This window comes from Agrococcus versicolor, from assembly GCF_039531815.1.
GTDB lineage: Bacteria > Actinomycetota > Actinomycetes > Actinomycetales > Microbacteriaceae > Agrococcus > Agrococcus versicolor.
The window spans coordinates 561,667-584,223 of the sequence record NZ_BAAAQT010000005.1; the positions used below are offsets into that span (position 1 = coordinate 561,667).

General features: G+C 74.4%; 20 protein-coding genes. 9 read left to right on the top strand and 11 right to left on the bottom strand.

Annotation, left to right across the window (positions count from 1 at the left end; all coding sequences use genetic code 11):
• Positions 1-4: 4 nt before the first annotated feature.
• From metX to ABD249_RS05520, 3 genes are read right to left on the bottom strand one after another with little or no spacing between them, the layout of a single operon-like run.
• Positions 5-1,201, bottom strand: coding sequence for a homoserine O-acetyltransferase MetX (metX, locus tag ABD249_RS05510; protein WP_344341275.1), 1,197 nt, complete (start codon positions 1,199-1,201; stop codon positions 5-7).
• Positions 1,202-1,204: 3 nt separating this feature from the next.
• A complete protein-coding gene (locus ABD249_RS05515) occupies positions 1,205-2,515 on the bottom strand; it encodes a bifunctional o-acetylhomoserine/o-acetylserine sulfhydrylase (protein WP_425546286.1) in 1,311 nt (436 codons plus the stop codon).
• 55 nt (positions 2,516-2,570) lie between these two features.
• Positions 2,571-3,668: an acyltransferase family protein gene (locus ABD249_RS05520; RefSeq protein WP_344341277.1), complete on the bottom strand. Its 1,098-nt coding sequence runs from the start codon at positions 3,666-3,668 to the stop codon at positions 2,571-2,573.
• A gap of 65 nt (positions 3,669-3,733) precedes the next feature.
• Between ABD249_RS05520 and ABD249_RS05525 the strand changes: the two genes are divergently transcribed.
• Both ABD249_RS05525 and ABD249_RS05530 read left to right on the top strand, forming a co-directional pair.
• Positions 3,734-4,504, top strand: a complete 771-nt coding sequence (locus tag ABD249_RS05525; protein WP_344341279.1) for an SDR family NAD(P)-dependent oxidoreductase — start codon at positions 3,734-3,736, stop codon at positions 4,502-4,504.
• Between the two features lie 46 nt (positions 4,505-4,550).
• Positions 4,551-5,489 carry a DMT family transporter gene (locus ABD249_RS05530; protein WP_344341281.1) on the top strand — a complete coding sequence of 313 codons (939 nt, stop codon included), beginning with the start codon at positions 4,551-4,553 and terminating at the stop codon, positions 5,487-5,489.
• Between the two features lie 34 nt (positions 5,490-5,523).
• Here the strand turns inward: ABD249_RS05530 and ABD249_RS05535 are convergent, their stop codons facing one another.
• Positions 5,524-6,990, bottom strand: coding sequence for an MFS transporter (locus tag ABD249_RS05535; protein ID WP_344341283.1), 1,467 nt, complete (start codon positions 6,988-6,990; stop codon positions 5,524-5,526).
• 58 nt (positions 6,991-7,048) lie between these two features.
• Here ABD249_RS05535 and ABD249_RS05540 point away from each other — a divergent pair, with 58 nt between their 5' ends.
• The 4 genes from ABD249_RS05540 to mutM are packed head-to-tail and all read left to right on the top strand — an operon-like array spanning position 7,049 to position 9,382.
• Complete coding sequence (locus ABD249_RS05540; RefSeq protein WP_425546287.1) at positions 7,049-7,609, top strand: YceD family protein; 561 nt, start codon at positions 7,049-7,051, stop codon at positions 7,607-7,609.
• 2 nt (positions 7,610-7,611) lie between these two features.
• Complete coding sequence (rpmF, locus tag ABD249_RS05545; protein WP_344341287.1) at positions 7,612-7,815, top strand: 50S ribosomal protein L32; 204 nt, start codon at positions 7,612-7,614, stop codon at positions 7,813-7,815.
• Between the two features lie 4 nt (positions 7,816-7,819).
• Entirely contained in the window at positions 7,820-8,509 is a 690-nt protein-coding gene (gene rnc / locus ABD249_RS05550) for a ribonuclease III (protein ID WP_344341289.1), read from the top strand.
• 12 nt (positions 8,510-8,521) lie between these two features.
• Positions 8,522-9,382, top strand: coding sequence for a bifunctional DNA-formamidopyrimidine glycosylase/DNA-(apurinic or apyrimidinic site) lyase (mutM, locus tag ABD249_RS05555; protein ID WP_344341291.1), 861 nt, complete (start codon positions 8,522-8,524; stop codon positions 9,380-9,382).
• Between the two features lie 20 nt (positions 9,383-9,402).
• Here the strand turns inward: mutM and ABD249_RS05560 are convergent, their stop codons facing one another.
• The 4 genes from ABD249_RS05560 to ABD249_RS05575 form a co-directional block, all read right to left on the bottom strand.
• Entirely contained in the window at positions 9,403-10,425 is a 1,023-nt protein-coding gene (locus ABD249_RS05560; RefSeq protein WP_344341293.1) for an acyltransferase family protein, read from the bottom strand.
• Between the two features lie 89 nt (positions 10,426-10,514).
• Positions 10,515-11,921, bottom strand: coding sequence for an aldehyde dehydrogenase family protein (locus tag ABD249_RS05565; RefSeq protein ID WP_344341295.1), 1,407 nt, complete (start codon positions 11,919-11,921; stop codon positions 10,515-10,517).
• Positions 11,918-13,030: a GNAT family N-acetyltransferase gene (locus tag ABD249_RS05570; protein ID WP_344341297.1), complete on the bottom strand. Its 1,113-nt coding sequence runs from the start codon at positions 13,028-13,030 to the stop codon at positions 11,918-11,920. The genes ABD249_RS05565 and ABD249_RS05570 overlap by 4 nt, the downstream gene beginning before the upstream one ends.
• Positions 13,027-14,112 (bottom strand): GNAT family N-acetyltransferase, encoded by a 1,086-nt coding sequence (locus ABD249_RS05575; RefSeq protein ID WP_344341299.1) that lies wholly within the window; start codon positions 14,110-14,112, stop codon positions 13,027-13,029. The genes ABD249_RS05570 and ABD249_RS05575 overlap by 4 nt, the downstream gene beginning before the upstream one ends.
• 118 nt (positions 14,113-14,230) lie before the next feature.
• Here ABD249_RS05575 and smc point away from each other — a divergent pair, with 118 nt between their 5' ends.
• Both smc and ABD249_RS05585 read left to right on the top strand, forming a co-directional pair.
• Positions 14,231-17,716, top strand: coding sequence for a chromosome segregation protein SMC (smc, locus tag ABD249_RS05580; protein WP_344341301.1), 3,486 nt, complete (start codon positions 14,231-14,233; stop codon positions 17,714-17,716).
• 159 nt (positions 17,717-17,875) lie between these two features.
• The gene (locus tag ABD249_RS05585; protein ID WP_425546301.1) at positions 17,876-18,088 is read left to right on the top strand and encodes a DUF3072 domain-containing protein; all 213 of its coding nucleotides are present in this window, start codon (positions 17,876-17,878) and stop codon (positions 18,086-18,088) included.
• Between the two features lie 81 nt (positions 18,089-18,169).
• Here ABD249_RS05585 and ABD249_RS05590 read toward each other — a convergent pair whose 3' ends face one another.
• Together ABD249_RS05590 and ABD249_RS05595 are read right to left on the bottom strand one after the other, a co-directional pair.
• The gene (locus tag ABD249_RS05590) at positions 18,170-18,844 is read right to left on the bottom strand and encodes a hypothetical protein (RefSeq protein ID WP_344341305.1); all 675 of its coding nucleotides are present in this window, start codon (positions 18,842-18,844) and stop codon (positions 18,170-18,172) included.
• An 82-nt stretch (positions 18,845-18,926) separates the two neighbouring features.
• A complete protein-coding gene (locus ABD249_RS05595) occupies positions 18,927-20,255 on the bottom strand; it encodes an FAD-binding oxidoreductase (RefSeq protein WP_344341307.1) in 1,329 nt (442 codons plus the stop codon).
• A 43-nt stretch (positions 20,256-20,298) separates the two neighbouring features.
• Here ABD249_RS05595 and ABD249_RS05600 point away from each other — a divergent pair, with 43 nt between their 5' ends.
• Entirely contained in the window at positions 20,299-21,396 is a 1,098-nt protein-coding gene (locus ABD249_RS05600; protein WP_344341309.1) for a class I SAM-dependent methyltransferase, read from the top strand.
• 178 nt (positions 21,397-21,574) lie between these two features.
• Here ABD249_RS05600 and ABD249_RS05605 read toward each other — a convergent pair whose 3' ends face one another.
• A complete protein-coding gene (locus tag ABD249_RS05605; RefSeq protein WP_344341311.1) occupies positions 21,575-22,402 on the bottom strand; it encodes a DNA-3-methyladenine glycosylase 2 in 828 nt (275 codons plus the stop codon).
• Positions 22,403-22,557: the final 155 nt, after the last annotated feature.

Sequence of the window (22,557 nt, forward strand, 5' to 3'; positions counted from 1 at the left end):
GCCGTCAGTCGACGAGGGATGCCAGGAGCGCGCCGACGGCGTCGGTCTCGATGAGGAAGCCGTCGTGGCCGAACTCGCTCTCGAGCACGACAGGGGCGGCGCCCGACACCGATGCCGAGAGGCCGGCCGCGATGCGCTGCTGGTCGGCGACGGGGAAGAGGCGATCGGAGTCGATGCCGACGACGAGGGTCTCGGCCGTGACGCGCGACAGCGCCGCCTCGACGCCGCCGCGGCCGCGCCCGACGTCGTGCGACGACATCGCGAGGACGAGCCGCACGTAGCTGCCCGCGTCGAACCGGCGCGTGAAGCGGTTGCCGTGGACGTCGAGGTACGACTCGACCTGGAAGCGGCCGCCGTCGTCGGGGTCGACCGACGACTGCCAGCCGCGGCCGAAGCGGCGGTTGAGCTCGTCGGGGGAGCGGTAGTTGACCATCGCCATCCGTCGCGCGAGGGCGAGCCCGCGGTGCGGTCCCTGCCCCTCCGGCCGGTCGTAGTACTCGCCGCCGAGCCAGTTCGGGTCGGACTGCACGGCCTCGAGCTGCAGGCCGTTGAGGGCGATCTGGTCGGCGCTCGACAGGGGAGGGGCTGCGAGGATCGCGGCACGCGCGACGCGCTCGGGGTGCTCGATCGCCCACTCGAGGACGTGCATGCCGCCCATGGAGCCGCCGACGATCGCATGCCAGCGGTCGATGCCCAGGTGGTCGGCGAGGCGTCGCTGGGCCTCGACCTGGTCGCGGATCGTCACGCGCGGGAAGCGCGAGGCGAGCTCGCGCCCGTCGTGGCCGATCGTCGCAGGCCCCGACGAGCCCTGGCAGCCGCCGAGCATGTTGGGCGCGACGACGAACCAGCGGTCGGTGTCGAGCGCCAGCCCGGGCCCGACGACGCCCGCCCACCAGCCGCTCGTCGCGTGCCCGGGACCGGCGGGGCCGACGACGTGGCTGTCGCCCGTGAGCGCGTGCGCGACGAGGATCGCGTTGTCGCGCTCCGGCGACAGCGTGCCCCACGTCTCGTACGCGACGACGGTCGCGGGGATCGTGGCGCCGCGCTCGGTGACGAGGTCGCCGACCCGCGCGAACCGGCGGGCACCCGGATCGTCGCCCGGTCGCCACGCGCCCGTCACGGGCACGGGCGTCGGATCGAGGAGCAGGTGCGCCGGGACGCGGGCCGACGGCTGGACGTCGTCGCTGCGCTGCCAGTCCACCCGCTACGCCGCGGCGCGGTTCGTCGCCTGCACGGCCTCGAGGCCCGCGGTGAGGTCGGCGATGAGGTCGTCGACGTTCTCGATGCCCACCGAGAGCCGCACGAGGCCCGGCGTCACGCCGGCGGTCAGCTGCTGCTCGGGCGTGAGCTGCGAGTGGGTCGTCGAGGCGGGGTGGATCACGAGGCTGCGCACGTCGCCGATGTTCGCGAGGTGGCTGAAGAGGTCGAGCGACTCGACGAACGCGCGGCCGGCGGAGACCCCGCCGACGAGCTCGAACGACAGCACGGCACCGACGCCCGCGGGCGCGTAGCGGTCGGCGGCGGCCTTGTACGGGCTCGAGGGGAGGCTCGCGTAGTTGACGCTCGCGACGGCGGGATGCGTCTCGAGGAACGTCGCGATGCGCTCGGCGTTCTCGACGTGGCGCTCGATGCGCAGGCTCAGCGTCTCGAGTCCCTGCAGGATCTGCCACGCGGAGTCGGGCGAGATCGACGCGCCGATGTCGCGCAGGAGCTGCACGCGCGCCTTGACGACGTACGCGATCTCGTCGCCGACCGCCTGCGAGAAGACGGCGCCGTGGTAGCTCGGGTCGGGCTGCGTCAGGCCGGGGAAGCGGTCGCCGGACTCCGACCAGCGGAAGCGTCCGCCGTCGACGATGACGCCGCCGATGACGGCGCCGTGCCCGGCGATGAACTTCGTCGCCGAGTGCACGACGATGTCGGCGCCGTGCTCGAGCGGTCGGATGAGGTACGGGGTGGCGATCGTGTTGTCGACGATGAGCGGCACGCCCGCCTCGTGCGCGACCGAGGCGACGCCCGCGATGTCGAGGATGTCGATGCGGGGGTTGCCGATCGTCTCGGCGAAGAGCAGCCTCGTCGTCGGTCGGATGGCGGCACGCCACTCGGCGAGGTCGTCCTGGTCCTCGACGAACGTCACCTCGATGCCGAGCTTCGCGAGCGTGTACCTGAACAGGTTGTACGTGCCGCCGTAGATCGACGTCGACGACACGATGTGGTCGCCCGCCTGCGCGATGTTGAGCACCGCGAACGTCTCCGCCGCCTGGCCGGAGGCGACGAGCAGCGCTGCCGTGCCGCCCTCGAGGGCCGCGATGCGCTGCTCCACGACGTCCTGCGTCGGGTTCATGATGCGCGAGTAGATGTTGCCGAACTCGGACAGGCCGAAGAGGTTCGCGGCGTGCTCGGTCGAGTCGAAGACGTACGACGTCGTCCGGTAGATCGGGGTGATGCGCGCGTTCGTCGTCGGGTCGGGCTGCGCGCCCGAGTGGACCTGCTTGGTCTCGAACTTCCAGTCGCTCATGGCTGCCTCCTGCGGCGTGTGGTGCTCCGACCGTACGGGCGGGCCGCGTGCGGCATCAACGCACGGCGTCGCCGTCCGTAACAGTGGCGGTGGGCCGCGTCGCGGGCGCCTTGTCGCGCTCGCGGCGCATGAGCCAGCGCACGTTCGGCTCGACGAGCCAGCGCGTGGCGGCGCGCACGACGCGGGTCGACAGCAGCATCGTCAGGAGCAGGCCGCCCACGACGGCAGCGGGCAGCGTCCACCACTCGCCCGAGAGGTCGCGCAGCCAGTCGAACTCGCGCGGCCAGTAGAGCACGAACGTGTGGAGCAGGTAGATGGACATCGTCGCGGCGCCCCAGTCGGTGAAGAAGGTGCGGCGACGCGGCACGAGCACCATGGCGGCGGCGATGAGCGCGACCGTCACGAGCATGATGACGAGGCGGATGCCGCCATCCCACCACTCGCCGCCCACGGCGATCTCCTCGTAGGCGCGGTCGAGGAACAGCCAGTGGCGCAGCGACATGTCGCGCCACAGGTCGGGCCAGAGCGCCGCGAGGCCGACGGCGGCGGCGAAGACGGCGACGGCGCCCGCGCGGATGCCCCGCACGTGCGTGCGGTCGAGCCAGTGGTGCATGACGTCGCGGCGGCGCAGCTCCCAGCCGAGCACGAAGAACGGCAGCATCTGGATCGCGCGCATCATCGAGAACGTCTGGTCGACGTCGTCGAAGTAGCCGATGACGATCGCGAGCGCCACGGCCCACAGCAGCGGCCAGCGCAGGCGGGCGATGACGGGAAGCGCGACGCGGAAGCCCGCGAGGGCGAGGAGGAACCAGAGCGTCCACGACGGCGTGACGGGGTTGTACGACCAGGAGCCCTGCACGAGCGACTCGACGACCGACCAGATCGTCTCGAAGAGCACGTACGGCACGAGCAGGTCGCCGATGACGCGCCCGTACTGCTTCCCACCGGGCCGGTCGGTCGTGAAGTAGCCCGAGATCACGCCGAAGAACGGCATGTGGAACGCGTAGATCACGAGGTACGGCACGAGCGCCACGTCGCTCTCGAGCGCAAGGGGCTGGATGGCGTGCCCGACGACGACGAGCGCCATCGCGAGCCACTTCGCGTTGTCCCAGTAGGGCACGCGCCGCTTGGGTCGCGCGGAGGTCTCGGTCACGGCACCATCCTGGCAGCGCCGCGTGCGGGTGCGATCGCACTTGCGGGCGTGCTTCGATGGTGCCCATGGAGCAGCGGATCGTCGTCACGGGAGCATCGAGCGGCATCGGACGGGCGGTGGTGCGGCACGCGACGCGGCGCGGATGGCGCGTGCTCGCGGTCGCGCGGCGCGAGGAGCGGCTCGCGTCGCTCGCGCAGGAGACGGGCTGCGACGTCCTCGTCGCCGACCTCACCGACGCGGACGCCGTGGCGCGGCTCGTGGCGGCGGCGGAGGCCTTCGACGCGAACGCGCTCGTGCACGTCGCGGGCGGCGCGCTCGGCATCGGCACCGTGCCCGAGACGACGCTCGAGGACTGGCAGGGCATGTTCGACGCGAACGTCGTGTCGACGAAGCGCGTGCTGACGGGCCTCCTGCCGCAGCTGCGTCGGTCGACGGCCGGCGGCGCGTACGCGTCGATCCAGGTGGTGACGTCGATCGCCGCGAGCGTGCCGTACGCGGGAGGCTCGGGCTACAACGCCGCGAAGGCCGCCGAGAAGGCGCTCGTCGACGTCCTGCGCCTCGAGCTGCACGGCGAGCCCATCCGCGTCATGGAGGTGCAGCCGGGCATGGTGCGCACCGAGGAGTTCTCGCTCGTGCGCTTCGGCGGCGACCAGGCCAGGGCCGACGCCGTCTACGAGGGCGTGCAGGATCCGCTGTCGGCCGACGACGTCGCGCAGGTCATGACCGACGTCCTCGCGCTGCCCGGGCACGTCTCCATCGACCAGGTGGTGATCAAGCCCGTCGCGCAGACGCACCCGTGGATGGTGCATCGCGGGCCGCTCCAGGCCAAGGGCTGACGGGTGGCCGGGTCGTGACGCACGTCGCGCGCGTCACGATGGGTGCGTGAGCACCGACGCATCCCCGCCCGCAGCGCAGCGCGAGGCGCCCCGGTCGCTCGTCCTCGTCGCGGCGACCGTCACCGTGCTTTTGTGGGCCGGGGCGTTCGTCGCGATCCGCGGCGTGGGCGACGAGCTCTCGCCCGGTCCGCTCGCGCTCGTGCGCCTCGCCTCCGCGATGCCCGTGCTGCTCGTCATCGCGCTCGTCGCACGACCGGCCCTCCCGCGCGGCCGCGGCCTCGCGCTCGTGCTCGGCTACGGCGTCGCGTGGTTCGGCGGCTACACCGTCGTGCTGAACTGGGCCGAGCACCACCTCGACGCCGGCACCGCCGCGATGCTCGTCAACGTCGCGCCGCTGCTCGTCGCGGTCGTCGCGGGCATCGTGTTCGGCGAGGGGTTCCCGCGCCCGCTCGTCGTCGGCCTCGGCGTCGCGTTCGGCGGCGTCGTGCTCATCGCGCTCGGCTCGCGCGGGGCACCCGCGATCGACGGGCTCGGCATCGTGCTCGGCCTCCTCGCCGCCGTCCTGTACGCCGCGGGCGTGCTGACGCAGAAGGTCGCGCTGCGCTCGGTCGAGCCCGTCGCGGCGACGTGGGTCGGATGCGCGGCGGGGCTGCTCGCGACGCTGCCGTTCGCGCCGCAGGCCGTCGGCGAGCTGCAGACGGCGTCGACCGGCGCCATCCTCGCCGCCGTCGGCCTCGGCGTCGGATCGACGGCCATCGCCTTCTCGACCTGGGCGTACGTCCTGCACCACTCGGGCGCCGGCCCGGCTGCGGCGACGACGCTCGTCGTGCCGGCGCTCGCGACGCTCGTGGCATGGCTCGTGCTCGGCGAGGTGCCGACGGCGCTCGCGATCGTCGGCGGGGCGCTCGCCCTCGGCGGCGTCATGCTCTCGCGGGTGCGACCGCGCAGGCGTCGCGACGTCGTGCTGGAGTCGCCGGCGGCTTGACGGAGCCCGGGGTGCCGCGGTCGACGCATCCGGGTCAGCGCGCCGGGCTCGGCGCGGGCGGCTCCTCGGCCGCCTCCGCGACGGGCTCGGGATCGGCGAAGGCGAGCCGCGGCACCGCGACGAGCGCGACGGCGGCGACGAGCGCCGTGGCGCCGCACACGATCCACACCGTCACGTAGCCGCCGATGCTCGCGGCCGTGCCGATCGCGCCGGTCGCGAGCACGATGGCGAAGAGCGACGAGGCGAAGGACCCGCCGATGGTCTTCGTCGTGTTCGTGAGGGCCGTGGCGACGCCGGTCTGGCCGCGCGGCGCCGCAGCCGCGGCGGCCGCGGGCATCGCGCCCACGAGCGCACCGCATCCGATGCCCGCGACGACGAGGCACGCGAGCACCTCGACGAGCGAGTCGTGGAGGGCGACGAGCGCGAGGTAGCCGACGCCGACGAGCAGCGCGGCCGCGATGAGCAGCACGCGCGGCGCGATGCGGCGCGACAGGGCCGCGAGCAGGATGGCGCCGACGATGAGCGAGAGCAGGTACACGCCGATGACGATCGATCTGCCGCCCGCGTCGAGGCCCAGCCCGTAGCCGACGGCGTCCGGATCCGTGCCCGCGTAGGTCGCGAGCGGCGTCTGCGCACCCAGGAGGCTCACGCCCACGAGCCCGGCCGTGAGCTGGACGGGCCACATCTCTGGCCTGCGGAGCACGCGCAGGTCGATCGCGGGATCCGGGCGACCGAGCACCCACCTGCCGAACGGCAGCACGAGCAGCACGCCGACGGCGACGAGCAGCCACGGCACGACGCTGCCCGGCCCCATGAGCCGCAGGAAGGTCAGGCCCGACGTGACCGTGAGCAGCGAGAGCGCGAGGAGCGAGAAGCCCACGGCGTCGAGCGACCTGCCGGGCAGGGGCTCGGACTCGGGGACGCCGAACCAGATCGCGGGCAGCAGGAGCGTCACGAGCACCGCGGGCACGAGCAGCGTGGGCACCATGGCCTCGCCGAAGCCCGCGTACGCGCGCGCCGCCCCGAGCGCGCCGAGGATCGCGCCCGTCTCGAGGCCGACGACGAGCAGGCCGGCGGCGCGGCGCGTCTCGGAGGCGGCGCGGCCGGTCCGTCGTCCGCGATCGAAGATGAGCGCGATCTCGAGCGGCAGCCACACGGCGTAGACGCCCTGCAGCGCGAAGGCGATCAGGTAGCTCCAGAAGTCGCCCGCGAACGCCATCCACCAGCTCGCACCCGCGACGACGACCGTCGACCCCAGCAGCACCTTCCGGTGGCCGTGCATGTCGCCGAGCTTCGCGAGCACCGGCACGGCGAGGGCGGACAGCAGCAGCTGGGCGGCCTCGAACCAGTTGAGGTCGGCGTCGACGACGTCGAGGTGCCTCGCGATCTCGGTGGAGATCGTCACGTAGTAGCCCTGCAGCACGCCGCTGACGAGCTCGACGCACACGAGCCAGCCCACGAGCGCGACCGGGATCGCGGTCCGCAGCGACGTCGCCCTCATGCGCGCATCCTGCCACGGGCGGCCGGGTGGTGTCCGACAGGTCCGCGGGCTTCGTAGGATGGGAGTCGTGTCCGTTCATGCAATGCCGTTCCAGGTCGGGGTCCGCGACCTCGTGGGCAAGCCGGGCCAGATGCGCGAGCACGAGCTCGACGTCGCATTCGGCGACCGCGTCGGGGAGGGGCTCGCCGTCGTGGCGGCCCAGGAGCCCGTGACGGTCGACGTGCGTCTCGAGAGCGTGCACGAGGGCATCCTCGCCTCCGGCTCCGCGTCCGTCACCGCCGACGCCGAGTGCTCGAGATGCCTCGAGACGTTCCGCCTGCCCGTCCAAGTCGACTTCGTCGAGCTGTTCGCGTATATTCGAGCGGAGGATTCCGAGTTCCAGGTGGTCGATGACGTCATCGACCTGGAGCAGGTCGTCCGGGATGCGGTGGTGCTGGCACTGCCGTTCAATCCCGTCGATCGGCCAGACTGCGCAGGTCTCGACCCCATCACGGGGGAGCGGCTCGCACCTGGGACGGAATGGAGTCCACCGGAGCAGATCGATCCACGATGGTCTGCGCTGCGTGGGCTCCTCGACGACGATGAGGCTGCGCAGACGCGCGCGCCTGAGAAGGAGTAGCAATGGCTGTCCCGAAGCGGAAGAAGTCGCGTTCCAGGACGCACTCGCGCCGTGCGCAGTGGAAGGCCGCCGTGCCCACGCTGGTCAAGACCGTCGAGAACGGTCGCACCGTGTACAGCCTCCCGCACCGCGCCCGCGTGGTCGAGGACTCGGCTGGCACGCCGCTGTTCATGGAGTACAAGGGCCGCAAGGTCGCCGACGTCTGATCGCGTGGCGTCCCACGCCGATCTGCACGCCCAGCTCGGGGTCGACATCGACCCCGAGCTCTTGGCGTTGGCCCTGACGCACCGCTCGTACGCCTTCGAGCACGGCGGGCTGCCGACGAACGAGCGGCTCGAGTTCCTCGGCGACACGATCCTCGGGCAGGCGATCACGATCGAGCTCTTCGAGCGCCACCCCGACGAGTCGGAGGGCGAGCTCGCGAAGCGGCGCGCCGGCGTCGTCTCGACGGTCGCGCTCGCGGAGGTCGCCCGCCGCATCGACCTCGGCAGCCACCTCCTGCTCGGCCGCGGCGAGGAGACGACGGGCGGTCGCGACAAGTCGTCGATCCTCGCCGACGCGCTCGAGGCGATCTTCGGTGCCGCGTTCCTCGCGCTCGGGCACGAGGCGTCCGCCGCGCTCGTGCTGCGGCTCGTCGGCCCGCTGCTCGACGACCCCGAGCGCTCGGGCGCCGCGCTCGACCCGAAGACGCACCTGCAGGAGCTCGCCGCGCGCCTCGGACGCACGGGCCCCGAGTACGCGATCGAGGCCGCCGGGCCCGACCACGCGCGGGTCTTCACCGCATCGGTGCTGCTCGACGACGTCGTCGTCGCCACGGGCGAGGGCACGAGCAAGAAGGCCGCCGAGATGGCCGCTGCCCTCACGGCCTGGACGCGCCTCCACGACGCGACCGGGCGCTGACGGGCCGCCGGCGTGCCTGAGCTGCCCGAGGTCGAGGTCGTCCGCCTCGGTCTCGTACCCGCCGTCGACGGTGCGACGGTCGCAGGCGTCGAGGTGCTCGACGTGCGATCGGTCGCCCGTCACCTCGAGGGACCGCGCGACTTCGAGGCGACGCTCCTCGGCCGCAGGATGCGCACGCCGGCGCGGCGCGGCAAGTTCCTCTGGGTGCCGCTCGACGACGAGCGAGCGCTCTCGATCCACCTCGGCATGTCGGGGCAGGTGCTGCTGCGCGAGCCCGGCGCACCGCTCGACCGGCACACGCGCGTGCGGCTGCTGCTCGAGCATCCGCTGCACGGCTCCCTCGCGGTGCACTTCGCCGACCAGCGCATCTTCGGCTCGATGTCCGTGCGCCCGCTCGTCGGCGGCGTGCCGGACCATGCCGCCCACATCGCCCTCGACCCGCTCGACGCGGCGTTCGACGCGGATGCCGTCGTCGCCCGCCTGCGCAGGCGCAGGCAGGGCGTGAAGGCCGCGCTGCTCGACCAGACGCTCGTGTCGGGCATCGGCAACATCTACGCCGACGAGGCGCTCTGGCGGGCGCGCCTGCACTTCCTCACCCCGGCCGAGCGGCTCACGCGCGCCCGCGGCCGCCTGCTGCTCGCCGAGGTGCAGGGCGTCATCGAGCGCGCGCTCGGCGAGGGCGGCACGTCCTTCGACGCCCAGTACGTCAACGTCAACGGGCAGTCGGGCTACTTCTCGCGCAGCCTGCAGGCGTACGGGCAGGAGGGCAGGCCGTGCGCACGATGCGGCACCCCCATCGTGCGCGAGGCATGGGCGAACCGGTCGTCGCATCGCTGTCCGCGATGCCAGCGCCGGCCGCGCGGCATCGCCTGAGGCCAAGCGCGCGCCGCGCGTCAGATGCGGAAGAGCAGCCGCACGACGCGGACGCGGTGGGAGAGCCACGCGACGACGCCGCCCGCGAGCAGCGCGGCCGCGACGGCGAGCAGGTGCACGTCGAGCGGCACGAAGTCGGGCACGAGCCACAGCGGCCACAGGACCGCCATGACGACGAACCAGTGCGTGACGTAGAAGACGATCGAGTCGCGACCGATCGCGCGCAGGAGGCGCGCGGGCGGCGACGTCCACCGCAGACGGAGGGCGATCGCGACGAGCGCGAGCGCACCCATGACGACGAGCGGCGCGTACTGCGCCATCGTGTACGACAGCCGGACGCCGGGCGCGAGCGAGATGGCCACGAGGCCGACGGCGCCCGCGACGAGCACGGCGAGGACCCACGCTCGGCGCAGCCACCGCTCGGCGACGTCCCAGTGCCTGCGCAGCAGCGCGCCGACGAGGAAGTACCCGAGCATCGTGAGCAGCCGCTCGGGCTGCATCTGCGCCGCCCACTCCGGCAGGTCCACGAGCCGCAGGGCGCCGGCCGCGGCGAAGGCGCCGAGCGCCGACGCCCAGGTCGGCACGCGGCGCAGGGCGAGCGCGGCGAGGTAGGCGACGAGCAGCGCCTGCAGGAACCAGAGGTGGCTCGACGGTGCCAGGATCGCGTCGAGCAGCGACGACCACGGCACGAAGTCGTAGGCGAGGACGAGCAGCAGCGACCACACCGCGTACGGCCACAGGATCGTGCGGGCCTTGCCGACGAGGTAGCGACGCGGCCCCTTCGCGAGCGACGCGGGCAGCAGCATGCCCGACAGGAGCATGAGCAGCGGGATGCGGAACGGGTAGACGGCGACGTCGAGCCACTCGAGCACCGGCGACGGGTTGATGCCGTGCATGCGCATGATCGCCGAGGCGTGCAGCTCGACGATGAGCACGATGGCGAGGCCGCGCAGGCCGTCCATCCAGAGATGGCGGGGGCGATCGGCGCGGGCAGGGGCGGCGGACGCGGCGGTCGCCGGGGTGTGCGCTGCGTGCTGGATCATGGGTGCCTGAGGAGTGCTCACGACCACGGTATCGGCATCCATGATGCGACTCGCCGTCTCAGGGGGACGCGACGACCAGCCGTCGCGGCTCAGCGCAGCAGCAGCCTGCGGATCACGGCACGCTTGCGCTCGGTGATCGGCGGGATGACGAGCGCGAGCGTGTCGGGCCGCGTCGGCTTCGCGAGGACGGCCTTCGCATGGCTGAACAGGTCGAACGAGCGCCTGCCGTGATACGCGCCGTGGCCGCTCGCGCCGACGCCGCCGAAGGGGAGGCCGCGCACCATGATGTGCGCGAGCGCGACGTTGCGACCGAAGGCGCCCGACGAGGTCTCGCGCTCGATGCGGTCGAGCACCGACCGGTCGCCCGCGAACGCGTAGAGGGCGAGGGGCTTGGGGCGATCGCGCTGCAGGGCGACGAACGCGTCGACGTCCGTCAGCGGCACGATCGGCAGGATCGGACCGAAGGTCTCCTCCGTCACCGCCGGGGCGTCGACGGCGACGTCGGCCAAGAAGGTGGGTGCGACGTAGCGCGCGTCGCGATCGACGTCGCCGCCGACGATCGCCGTGCCGTCGCCGATCCGCTCGACGACGCGGTCGAGGTGCGCCTGCGACACCATGCGCGAGTACGACGGCGACGTGCGCGGATCGGGGTGCTGCTCGGCGAGGGCCGCGCGCAGCTCGGTCACGAGCGCATCCCGCACGGCGGCGTCGACGAAGACGTGGTTGGGGGCGATGCACGTCTGCCCGGCGTTCATGAGCTTCGCCCACACGATGCGCCGCGCCGCGACGGGGAGGTCGGCGCTGCGATCGACCCACACGGGGCACGCGCCGCCGAGCTCGAGCACCGTGGGGGTGAGGTGCTGCGCGGCCGCGGCGCCCACGATGCGCGCCACGCGCTCGCCGCCGGTGTAGAAGATGTGGTCCCAGCGCTGCTCGAGCAGCGCGGACGCGACGCCGGCGTCGCCCGTGACGACGCGCACGGCGCGGGCATCGAGGTACGCCGGCACGAGATCGGCGAGCAGCGCGGCGGTCGCCGGGGCGAGCTCGCTCGGCTTCATGACCACGGCGTCGCCCGCGGCGAGCGCGCCGACGACGGGCGCGAGCTGCAGCTGCAGCGGGTAGTTCCACGGCGCGATGACGAGCGCGACGCCCAACGGCTCGGACCGCACGTGCGCCCAGGCGGGCTGCACCGCGAGGGGAGCGGCGACGGGCCGTGCGCGCATCCACCCCGCGACCCTCGCCCGCGCGTGCCGCGCCTCGTCGAGCACGAGCGCGACCTCGCTCACGTGCGTCTCGTCGGCGCTCTTGCCGAGGTCGGCGGCGAGCGCACGCTCCCACAGCGTCAGGTTCTGCGTCAGCATGCGCACGATGCCGTCGAGCTGCGCGCGCCGCCAGGCGACGGACCGCGTGCGGCCGCTCGTCACCGCCTCCCGCAGCTCGGCCGCGAGCGTCGGCGACACGGGCGGGGCGGACTCGGCGGTGGCCTTCGTCGTCATGCCGACGATGGTAGGCCGTCCGGCCATGAGGAGCCCCGCACGAGCTGCCACGCGCCCTCGTAGCCGATCGCACGGAAGCCGAGGGCCTCGTTGACGCGCAGCATGGGTCGATTCTCCTCGGCGTTCCACGTCATGACGCGCGCGCCGTGCGGCACGCGCTCGGCGAGCGCCAGCAGGTTCGCGACCTTCACGAGCATGCCGAGGCGGTGGCCGCGATGGTCGGCGTGCACGAGCGTGTCGTGCTGGTAGATCGGACGATCCGGGCTCGCGACCACGAGGGTGGTGAACGCCACGAGCGCGCCCGTGGCCTCGTGGACGGCGACGGCGCGCAGCATGTCGCGACCCCGTCGCTCCTCGACCTCCTCGATCCGCTCGACGCGACCGGCATCCCAGTCCTCCTCCTCGTGGTCGAGGCCGGCGGCGGGAGCATCGGTCGACATCCGCCGATGCAGCGCCGCGAGCGCGTCGAGCAGCTCGGGCGGCGTCCTGCCCGTCCAGGTGCGGATCGCGTAGCCGAGGGCGTGGGGGAGGGCGGCGTCGCGCAGGCGCTCGAGCTCGGCGGTCGCGTCGTCGAGGCACAGCTCGCTCATGCGCTCGACCTGCTCGAGCACGAAGCCCTGGCGCAGCAGGAAGCCGACCTCCGGGGCGTCCGCCGGCACGCTGCCGAACCCCGTGGGCGCGGGGATGGCCGGCCCGGTCGCGGGCCGATGGTCGACCCATGCCTGCACGGTCGTGCGACCGTCCGCCTCGCAGATCGCACGCGCCGCCCGCCAGACGGCGGTGCCGACGCCCCGACGCCTCGCCTCGGGCAGCACGAGCACGTCGACGCCGGCGACGTGCAGGGCCTCGCGGCGCGAGAGCTCGACGTAGCCGCGCGCCACGAGGCGGCCGTCGAGCCAGCCGCCGAGGTAGACGAGCCGCTCGTCCTCCTGGCTCGAGGCGGTGCCGTAGGCCTCCCGGGTCGTGATCGCGTGCGTCGCCGCGTCGCCGTCCCACGTGTGGGCCATGACGGCGTTGCGCACCGCCACCATCTCGGCGAACGTCGCCCATGCCCGGGTGCCGTCGTCGTACGCGGCGGGCACGGCCAGCTCGCGGACCTCGATGGTCATGCCGCGGTCCGCTCGTCGCGCGGCGTCCGCTGCCAGACCGCCTCGTAGGCGATGGGCGCGAACCCGACGGCCTCGTTCGTCGCGAGCATGGGGCGATTCTCCTCCGCGTTCCAGGTGCTGACCCGGCGGTGCCCGGGGTGGTGGCCATCGAGCTCGACGAGGTTCGCGAGCTTCAGCAGCATGCCGAGCCCGTGTCCGCGATGCTCGCGCACCACGAGCGTGTCGTGCTGCCGCGCGACGTCGCCCGAGCCGACGAAGAGCGTCGAGAAGCCGACGAGCGTGCCGCTCGCATCGCGCGCGGCGACGGTGCGGATCGTGCGGCCGCCCTCCGCCTTCTGCTGCTCGAACGCCGCGAGGCGCTCGTCGCTCCACACCTCGGGCTCGAGGGCGAGGCCGCCGACGGGGGCATCCGTCGACATGCGCTCGTGCAGTCGGCGCATGGCCTCGCGGTGGACGCCGGGCGTCTCGCCCTGCCACGCCACGACGTCGTAGCCGCGCGATCGCGCGCTCGCCGCCTCGAGCCGCGCTCGCAGGTCGTGGACGGCGTCGAGGTGCAGCAGGCTCACCCGGTAGACCTGCTCGAGCTCGAAGCCCGCAGCCACGAGCGGTGCGGCCTCGGGATGCCCGGGATCGGCGGCGCCGAAGCCGGTCGCGGCGGTGCGGTCGCCCGTCGCGGCCCCGGGGGAGCCGCCCATGATCGTCCGGCGACGCTCGGTGCCGGCCACGGCCAGCGCGCGCTCGACGAGCGCGGCGTGCACCGCGCGCGCCGTTGACGCATCGAGACCAGGCTCCGCGGCCGTGCCGAAGTCGAGCACGTCGGTCGACTCCGCGAGCGGAAGCCACAGGTGCGCGGCGCCGACGAGCCTGCCGTCGAGCCTGGCCCCGAGCCGCACGTTCCGCTCGGTCGCGGTCGTCGCCCACGCCGTCAGCCGCTCGTCGGCGGTGAGGTCGAGCACGCCGGGCGCGTAGCGAGCGGCGGCGGATCGCTCGGCGAGGGCATGGTGCTCGCGGAACGCATCGCCGCGCTCGCCGGGCTCGGTCGCGGTAGTCGGCATCTCGATCGGGTGGATCTCGATCGTCATGGGCTCGTCCTTCCGCCACCCGCGGCGGGACAGCCTTGCAGCGTACCCGCGGCCCGCCTCCTCGGCAACACGCCCGGGTTCGCTAGCGTGGGGTCCGATCCATCGGACCGGGAGCGGCGTGTACCTCAAGAGCCTCGACGTCAAGGGCTTCAAGTCCTTCGCGCGCGCGACGTCGTTCCGGTTCGAGCCGGGCGTCACCGCGGTCGTCGGCCCGAACGGCTCCGGCAAGTCGAACGTCGTCGACGCCCTGGCCTGGGTCATGGGCGAGCAGGGCGCGAAGACGCTGCGCGGCGGCAAGATGGAGGACGTCATCTTCGCCGGCACGGCGACGACGGGGCCGCTGTCGCGCGCGCACGTCGAGCTGACGATCGACAACGCCGACGGCGCGCTGCCGATCGAGTACGCCGAGGTGCAGATCTCCCGCACCCTCTTCCGCAGCGGCGGCAGCGAGTACGCGATCAACGGCGAGTCGTGCCGGCTGCTCGACGTGCAGGAGCTGCTGTCGGACTCCGGCCTCGGACGCGAGATGCACGTCATCGTCGGCCAGGGGCAGCTCGACGCGCTGCTGCAGGCGAGCCCGACCGACCGCCGCGGGTTCCTCGAGGAGGCCGCGGGCATCCTCAAGCACCGCAGGCGCAAGGAGAAGACGCTCCGCAAGCTCGACGCGATGCAGCAGAACCTCACCCGGCTGTCGGATCTCGCCGGCGAGCTGCGCAGGCAGCTGAAGCCACTCGGGCAGCAGGCCGAGATCGCGAAGGAGGCGCAGTCGATCCAGGCGGCCGTCCGCGAGGCGAAGGGCAGGCTCATCGCTGACGAGGTCGTGCGCCTCCGCGATGCGCTCGCGGCGGCGGCGCGCACGGAGTCGGAGCGCAAGAGCGAGCGCATCGTGCTGCAGGAGCAGCTCGACCAGGCGCGCATGCGCGCCGCTCGCATCGAGGACGCGATGGGCGGAGATGAGGTCGACCTCGCCCGCCAGACGGTGCACGGGCTCGAGCGCGAGCGCACGCGCCTGCAGTCGCTCTCGACCCTCGCGACCCAGCGGCTCGCGCTGCTCGGCGAGCCCATCGAGCAGCAGGACCTCTCGCGCCTCGTGACCGCCGACCAGATCGCCGCCGTCCGCGCCGAGGCCGAGGCGCTCGCCGATCGCGTCGCCGACGGCGAGCGCGGGCTCGGCAGCCAGGCGGCGAAGGTCGCGCTCGCGCGGGCGGCCCTCGACGCGCTCGACGAGGAGATCGCACGGCAGTCGGCGCTCGTGTCGCGCCACGACCTCGAGCTCGCGGCGCATCGCTCGCGCGTCGAGGTCGCGGCGTCGACGCGCACGGCGCGCGGCACCGAGGTCGAGCGACGCGGTGCGGCGCTCGCGAACGCGCAGCAGCGGCTCGTCGAGGCGCAGCAGGCCGTCGACGCGCTGGGCGACGACGACCTCGAGGCCGGCGACGCCGAGACCCTCGGATCGCGGTGGCGCGCCGCCGACGAGGCCGTCGCCACGCTGCAGGCGTCGCTCGAGCGTGCGCGCGAGGCACTCCACGCACGCGAGCGTGAGCGCGACTCCCTCGCAGCGCGCTCGACGGCGCTGTCGCTCGCGCTCGACGCGCAGAGCGCCTCGGCCGCCCTCGCCGACGCCGGGCTCGCGGGCATCGACGGCGTCGTGGCCGAGCGCATCCGCGTGCGACCCGGCTTCGAGGCGGCCATCGCCGCCGCCCTCGGCGCGCTCGGCGAGGCGCTGCTCGCGACCTCGCGCGAGGCGGCGGTCGCAGCGGTCGCGCACGCGCGCGACGGCGGCCACGGCCGCATCGACGTCGTCGTCGCGGATGCCGTGCTCGACGCGGATGCCGCTGCCGTCGCGGCGATCGACGGCGCGACGCCTGCCGTCGACGTCGTGGAGGCGCCCGACGGCGTGCTCGGCCTCCTCGCCCGCACGGTCGTGGTCGACGACCTCGACGCCGCGGCCGCGGTGGTCGGGGCGCTCGCAGCGGACGTCGGCGTGACGGTGGTGACGCGCGAGGGCGACGTCATGACGCGGCAGCTCGTGCAGGGCGGGTCGAAGGACGCCGCGTCGCGGCTCGAGCTCGTCGCCGACCGTGACGCGGCCCTCGAGCGGCTCGAGACGCTCAGCGCCGAGATCGAGCGCGAGGCCGGCGTCGTCGACGAGCAGCGCCACGCGCTCCAGGCGGGCAGGCGCGAGTCGCAGGAGGCGCTCGAGGCGCTGCGCGCCCACGACGCGGAGTCGGCGGCGCGCGGGCAGGAGCGCTCGCGCGTGCGCGCACGGCTCGAGTCGGCGGTCGCGGAGCGCGAGCGCGCCCAGGCGGCCGTCGTCGAGGCGGAGGCGGGGCTCGCGGAGGCATCGTCGGCGCTCGACGCGGCCGAGCGACGGCTCGCCGACTTCGAGCAGACGCCGCGCCCCATCCTCGACGCGTCCTCGCGCGAGTCGCTCGTGACCGAGCTCGACGCCGAGCGCGGCATGGAGACCGAGCTGCGCGTCGACGTCGAGACGGCGCGCGAGCGTGTCCGCGTCGAGCGCGAGCGCGCCACGGCGCTCGAGCGCGAGATGGTCGCGCAGCGGCAGGCCGCCGAGGAGCAGGCGAGACGCGCCGTCATCCGCGAGCGGCAGCGGCGTGCCGCCGAGCGCGTCGCCGGCGCGCTGCCTCCCGTGCTCGACGCCGTCGACCGCTCGCTCTCCGAGGCGCGGCTGCGCCTGGCCGAGCGCGAGACGGCGCGACGCGAGAACTCCGAGGCGCTCGGCACGCTGCGCAGGCAGGAGTCCGAGCTGCGCGATCGCCTGCACGCGCTCACCGAGCGCGTCCACGGGCTCGAGATGGAGACGTACGAGCAGCGCCTCCACCTGTCGAGCCTCATCGAGCGCGCCGCGGCCGAGCTCGGCGTCGACGAGGACGTGCTGCTCGCCGAGCATGCGCCCGACGCCGACTTCGACCGACCGACGTGGCAGCGGCGGCTCGCGGAGGCCGAGCGCACGCTCGCACGCCTCGGGCGGGTGAACCCGCTCGCGCTCGAGGAGTACGCGGCGCTCGAGCAGCGGCACGCGTTCCTCACCGAGCAGCTCGCGGACCTCGCGACGACGCGCAGGGACCTCGAGCAGATCATCGCCGACCTCGACGAGCGGATGGAGGGCATCTTCGCGAGCGCCTTCGAGGACACGCGCGTCGCGTTCGCGGAGATCTTCCCCGTGCTGTTCCCCGGCGGCTCGGGGAGCCTCGCGCTCACGGATCCCGAGGACATGCTCGAGACGGGCATCGAGGTCACCGTGCGCCCCGCGGGCAAGCGCATCGACCGACTCTCGCTGCTCTCGGGCGGCGAGCGCTCGCTCGCGGCCGTCGCCCTCATGGTCGCGATCTTCAAGGCGCGGCCGAGCCCGTTCTACATCATGGACGAGGTGGAGGCCGCGCTCGACGACGCGAACCTCGGTCGCCTGCTGCAGGTGTTCGAGCAGCTGCGCGAGACGAGCCAGCTCATCGTGATCACGCATCAGAAGCGCACGATGGAGATCGCCGACGCGCTCTACGGCGTCTCGATGCGGCAGGACGGCGTCTCGGCCGTCGTGGGGCAGCGCACGCGGCGCGAGCCGGACGAGGCGCACGCGTCGTAGCGCACGCGTCCTCCGCGCGACGACGGCGCACGCGCCCCGCCGGGAGCGACCGCCCGGACGGCCGCGCGCAAGCCCTCCGGCGATGTCGGCGGCGCGGCATAGCCTTCGGACATGACCGATGCGAACGCACCCCAGGACGACGACCAGACCTCCGGCGACATGCTGGGCGCAGCGGACCCGCAGGACGCCGCGGTCAAGGACCCGAGCGACTGGGCCACGGGCGACGAGCCCATCACCGCCGCCCAGACCAGCTACCTCGACACCCTCGCGCGCGAGGCGGGCGAGCAGCTGCCGGCCGACATGACGAAGGCCGAGGCCTCGCAGCACATCGACCGCCTGCAGTCCGAGACGGGCCGCGGCGACGCCGACTGAGCGGCACCCGACCGCACGACGACGAGACGCGAGCCCGAGGGCTCGCGTCTCGTCTCATCTGCGGCCGACGTGCGGCTCGGATCAGGGCGCGTCCACGGCGCGCATCGCGCTCATGACGCGCACGACGTTCGCCCCGTAGACCTCGTCGAGGTGCTCCTGCAGCGTGCCGTCGTCGAACACGACCGTCGCGTCCAGCGTGCCGTCGACGGGCTGGCCGGCGAGCAGGCGGTCGCCGAGCGCATCCTGCAGCACGCCCTGGATGCGGGCGAGCTCGTCCTCGGGCGTCGTGCCGGGCTCGCGCGGCGCCTCCGGGATGGGGGCGACGTCGTAGAGCGCGAGCGAGATCGGGTCGGCGGTGACGCGGAACGTCTCGCCGTCGAACGTGCCCTGCACGGCGTACGAGCCCCAGCGGGTGCTCGCCGACTGCTCCCAGCCGTCGATCGCCGACCAGTCCCAGCCGACGAGGGGGATGCCGCCGCACTGGGGCGGCGCCGACGCGGCGACGTCGCCGAGGCACAGCACGGGGGTGCCGGCGTCGAGCACGAGGCCCTGCGCGACGACCTCGCCGCTCGGCACGGGCTCGGGCACGGCGCCGAGCTCCGTCGCCTCGTCGGGCGTCGCGGGGCTCTCGCTCGGTGCGCCTGCGGACGAGGGAGTCGGCGCCGTGGCGGCCGTCGCGGTGCAGCCGGCGAGCGCGAGCGCGGCCGATGCGGCGAGCACGAGGGGGAGCGTGCCGTGGGAGCGGGTGCGGTGCATGGTGACCTCCTGCGACGATCCTGTCGGCGGGAGGCCTCGCGCGCCACACAACCGCATCCGCTGCTCGTTCGTCCGGCCGCGGTCAGCGCGGCAGCCGGCTCGGGTGCAGCACGTCGCCGTCGTGCTCGGCGCGCCATGCCCGCACGGCATCCAGGGCGTCCTCCGGCAGCGCGCGCTCCAGCCCGGCGTCGCCGAGGAAGGTCGGCAGCGTCGCGTCGACCGTGACGGGTGCGAGGAGCGCGGCGAGCCGAGCGACGGCGGAGCGCTGCGTCGCGCCGTCGCCACCGGGCGGGATGGGCGCGATGCAGTGCACCAGCCAGTCGGCGCTCGGTGCCGGCACGATCGTGGGCAGCGGGGCCGGCATCGCGCCGAGCAGCCGCACCTCGATCGCGACGATGGCGGCGAGGGAGGGGTCGGCCCGGGCGCGGACGATCGCGTCGATCGTCGCGTCATCGAGCGACGGCGCGAACGCCGACCAGCCGGCGGCGGCGCCCGGCTCCTCGGGATCGCCCGCGATCGCATGCAGCGCGCCCGGGGCGATCGGTGCGATGGCGTCGGCGATCGGGTGCGCCGCCGTGCGGATCCCGTCGAGCACGGCATCGTCGACGTCGGCGAGCACGGCGTGCACGCTCGTCCAGGAGCGGCCGCGGATGGCCTCGGGGAGCGCGGGCACGTCGGGCATCGCGAGCAGGTCGATCGAGAGCGCGACCCCCGGCGCGGCGGTCGCGAGCTCGCTCGCCGCGAGCAGCACGACGCGGGCGGCCTCGCTCGCGAACGCGAGCGCGCCGCCGCGCAGGTCGGCGACCGGCAGGAGGTCGAGCTCGAGCTCGGTCGCGATCGCCACGAGCCCGCCCGCGCCGCGCAGCAGGCGCATCGCAGGGTCCGCGTCGTCGATCCAGCGATGCGCGCCGTCCGGCAGCACGACGTGCGCACGCCGCAGCCACTGCCCGCCGAGCCCGCCGAGGCGCGAGAGCCAGCCGTGCCCGCCGCCGAGCACGAGGCCCGCGACCGACACGATGCGGCTCGAGCCCGACGGCGCGACGAGCCCCGTGCCGTCGAGCGCCGCGAGCAGGTCGCCGACGAGCACGCCGGCGCCGACCCGGGCCGTGCGCGTCTCGACGTCGACCTCGACGCCGTCGAAGGCGCCCATGCGCAGCACGATCGCACCGTCGAGGGCATCGTGCGCGCCGTGGCCGGTGGGCTGCACCGCGACCGTGGCGCCATGCGCCCGCGCCACGTCGAGCACGGTCGCGACGTCGATCGCATCGGCGGCGGTCACGACGGCGACCGGGCGTTGCAGCACCTGGCGCGCCCACGGGGCGCGCGCCTCGTCCCAGCCGTCGTCGTCGGCGGCGAGCACGGTCCCGCCCACCCGGGCACGGAGGTCGTCGACGAGCGCGATCGCATCCATGCGGACGACGGTACGCCGTGCCCCAGACGCCTACGCTGGGACGATGCTCGACCTCGACGCCCTGCGCCGCTGGCCCGACGTCGACTCGCCCGACCTGCAGGCGCACGACAGCGCCGATGCGCTCGTGCTCGCCGAGGCGGCGCCGTGGATCGCGGGGCGCGACGTCGTCGTGGTCGGCGATCGCCACGGGGCGCTCACGCTCGGCGCGCTCGACGCGGGCGCGGCGCACGTGCGCGTGCACCAGGATCCGATCACGGGGGAGCGTGCGCTCGATGCCAACGCCGAGCACGTCGGGCTCCGCGGCTACGCGCATCACCCGCTCGACGCCGAGCTCGTCACGGGCGCGAGCCTCGTGCTGCTCCAGCTGCCGCGATCGCTCGACGCCCTCGACGAGATCGCGGGCCTCGTGGCACGCCACGCCGCGGGCGACGTGCACGTCGTCGCCGGCGCGCGCGTCAAGCACATGACGCGCTCGCAGAACGGCGTCCTCGAGCGCCACCTCCGCGAGGTCTCGGCCACCCTCGCCCACCGCAAGGCGCGCGTCCTCCATGCCGCCGGACCCCGGGGCGACCTCCCGCCGCTCGACTGGCCGCGATCGACGCGGCACGACGACGTCGGGCTCACGGTCGTCGCCCACGGCGGCGTCTTCGCCGGCTCCGCCGTCGACCGCGGCACGCGGCTGCTGCTCGATCGCGTCGCGGCCATGCCCCGCGCGTCGGCCGTGCTCGACCTCGGCTGCGGCTCGGGGCTCCTCGCGACGGCCGTCGCACTCGCCCAGCCGGCCGCCCGCGTCACGGCGACCGACCGCTCCGCCGGCGCCGTGCGCTCGACGGCGCTCACGGCCGCCGCCAACGGCGCGCACGTGACGACGCTGCGCGACGACGCCGCCGGGAGCGTGCCCGACGCGTCGATGGACCTCGTGCTGCTCAACCCGCCCTTCCACGCCGACTCGGCCGTGCACACGGGTCTCGCGCACCGCATGTTCGAGGCCGCGGGCCGCGTGCTGCGACCCGGGGGCGAGCTGTGGTGCGTGTGGAACGGGCACCTGCGCTACCGCACCGCGCTCGAGCGCGCCGTCGGCCCGACGCGGCAGGTGCACCGCGACGCGACGTTCACGGTCACGGCCTCGGTGCGTGGCTGACCCGGGCAGGCGCGCAGATCGCGACCTCGTCGCCAGGCCGTCGAGGCCGTCGTCCTCGTGCTGAGGCAGGCGTGGGCGTGCGTGCTCGGCGTCCTCGTCCTCGTCGCTGCCGCTCGTGACGCTCGTGCATCGACCGCGCGCCCCGGAGCCGGTCGCCGTCGCGCGACCGCGGCGCCTCTCAGGGCGCGGACGCCCGCCAGCAGTGCAGCATGAGGTGCGTGCGCCACGGCGCGACGTCGGCGGCCAGCGCGGGGAGGTCGACGATGCCGAGCGCTAGGGCGCCCGCTCGCACGGCGGAGTCGCCGAGCAGCAGGACGTCGGGATCCCCGAGCCGCAGCGACACGTAGCCCGCCGTCCACGGCCCGATGCCGCGCAGCGCCACGAGCTGCGCGCGCATCCGCTCGAGGTCGATGCCGCGCTCGATGACGAGCTCGCCGGCCTCGAGCGCCGCCGCGACGCGGGCGACGGTCTCGGACCTCGCCCGCGGACCGCGCAGCACGCCCAGCGCTCCGGCTGCGACCTGCGCGTCCGTCGGGAAGAGCCGGCGCAGGCCGTCGACCGGCTGCTCCTGCGCGTCGCCGAGCGCGGCGAGCAGCCGCAGCTGCCCCGTGGCGGCGGCGACCGAGATCTGCTGCCCGACGACGGCCCGGTAGGTCATCTCGTGCGGGTCGGCGCACCCGGGCGCGCGCAGCAGGGGAGCGGCGGCGATCGAGGCGGCGAGCGCGGGGATGCCGTGCCGATCGGCCGCCCAGGCGACTCGGGCATCCGCCTCCGCGGCGTCGACGTCGAGCGCGAAGACGTCGCGCAGCGCCTCGACCGCCGCCGTGCCGCCCTCGAGCCGGACGCCGGACGCCGAGCGGGCGTCGACCGCGGCGGCGGCCACGACGACGCCGCTCGGCGTCCGGAGGGTGCGTCGGTAGCCCGACGCGTCGACGGCCTCGATCCCGTCGATCGCGCGCGGCGCGAGCCACGCGAGGATCGGGGCGGGATCGAGCCCGACGATCATCGTCGGGCGTCGGGCCCGTCGTCGACCGCGTCGGCCGCGGCATCCGTCGGGTTGGCGCGCTCGTGCGCGTCGAACTCGGCACGGGCCTCGTCGCGGATGGCGTCGCGCGCGGGCTCGGGCATGTCCTCGACGGCCGCCTCGCGCAGCACCTCGCG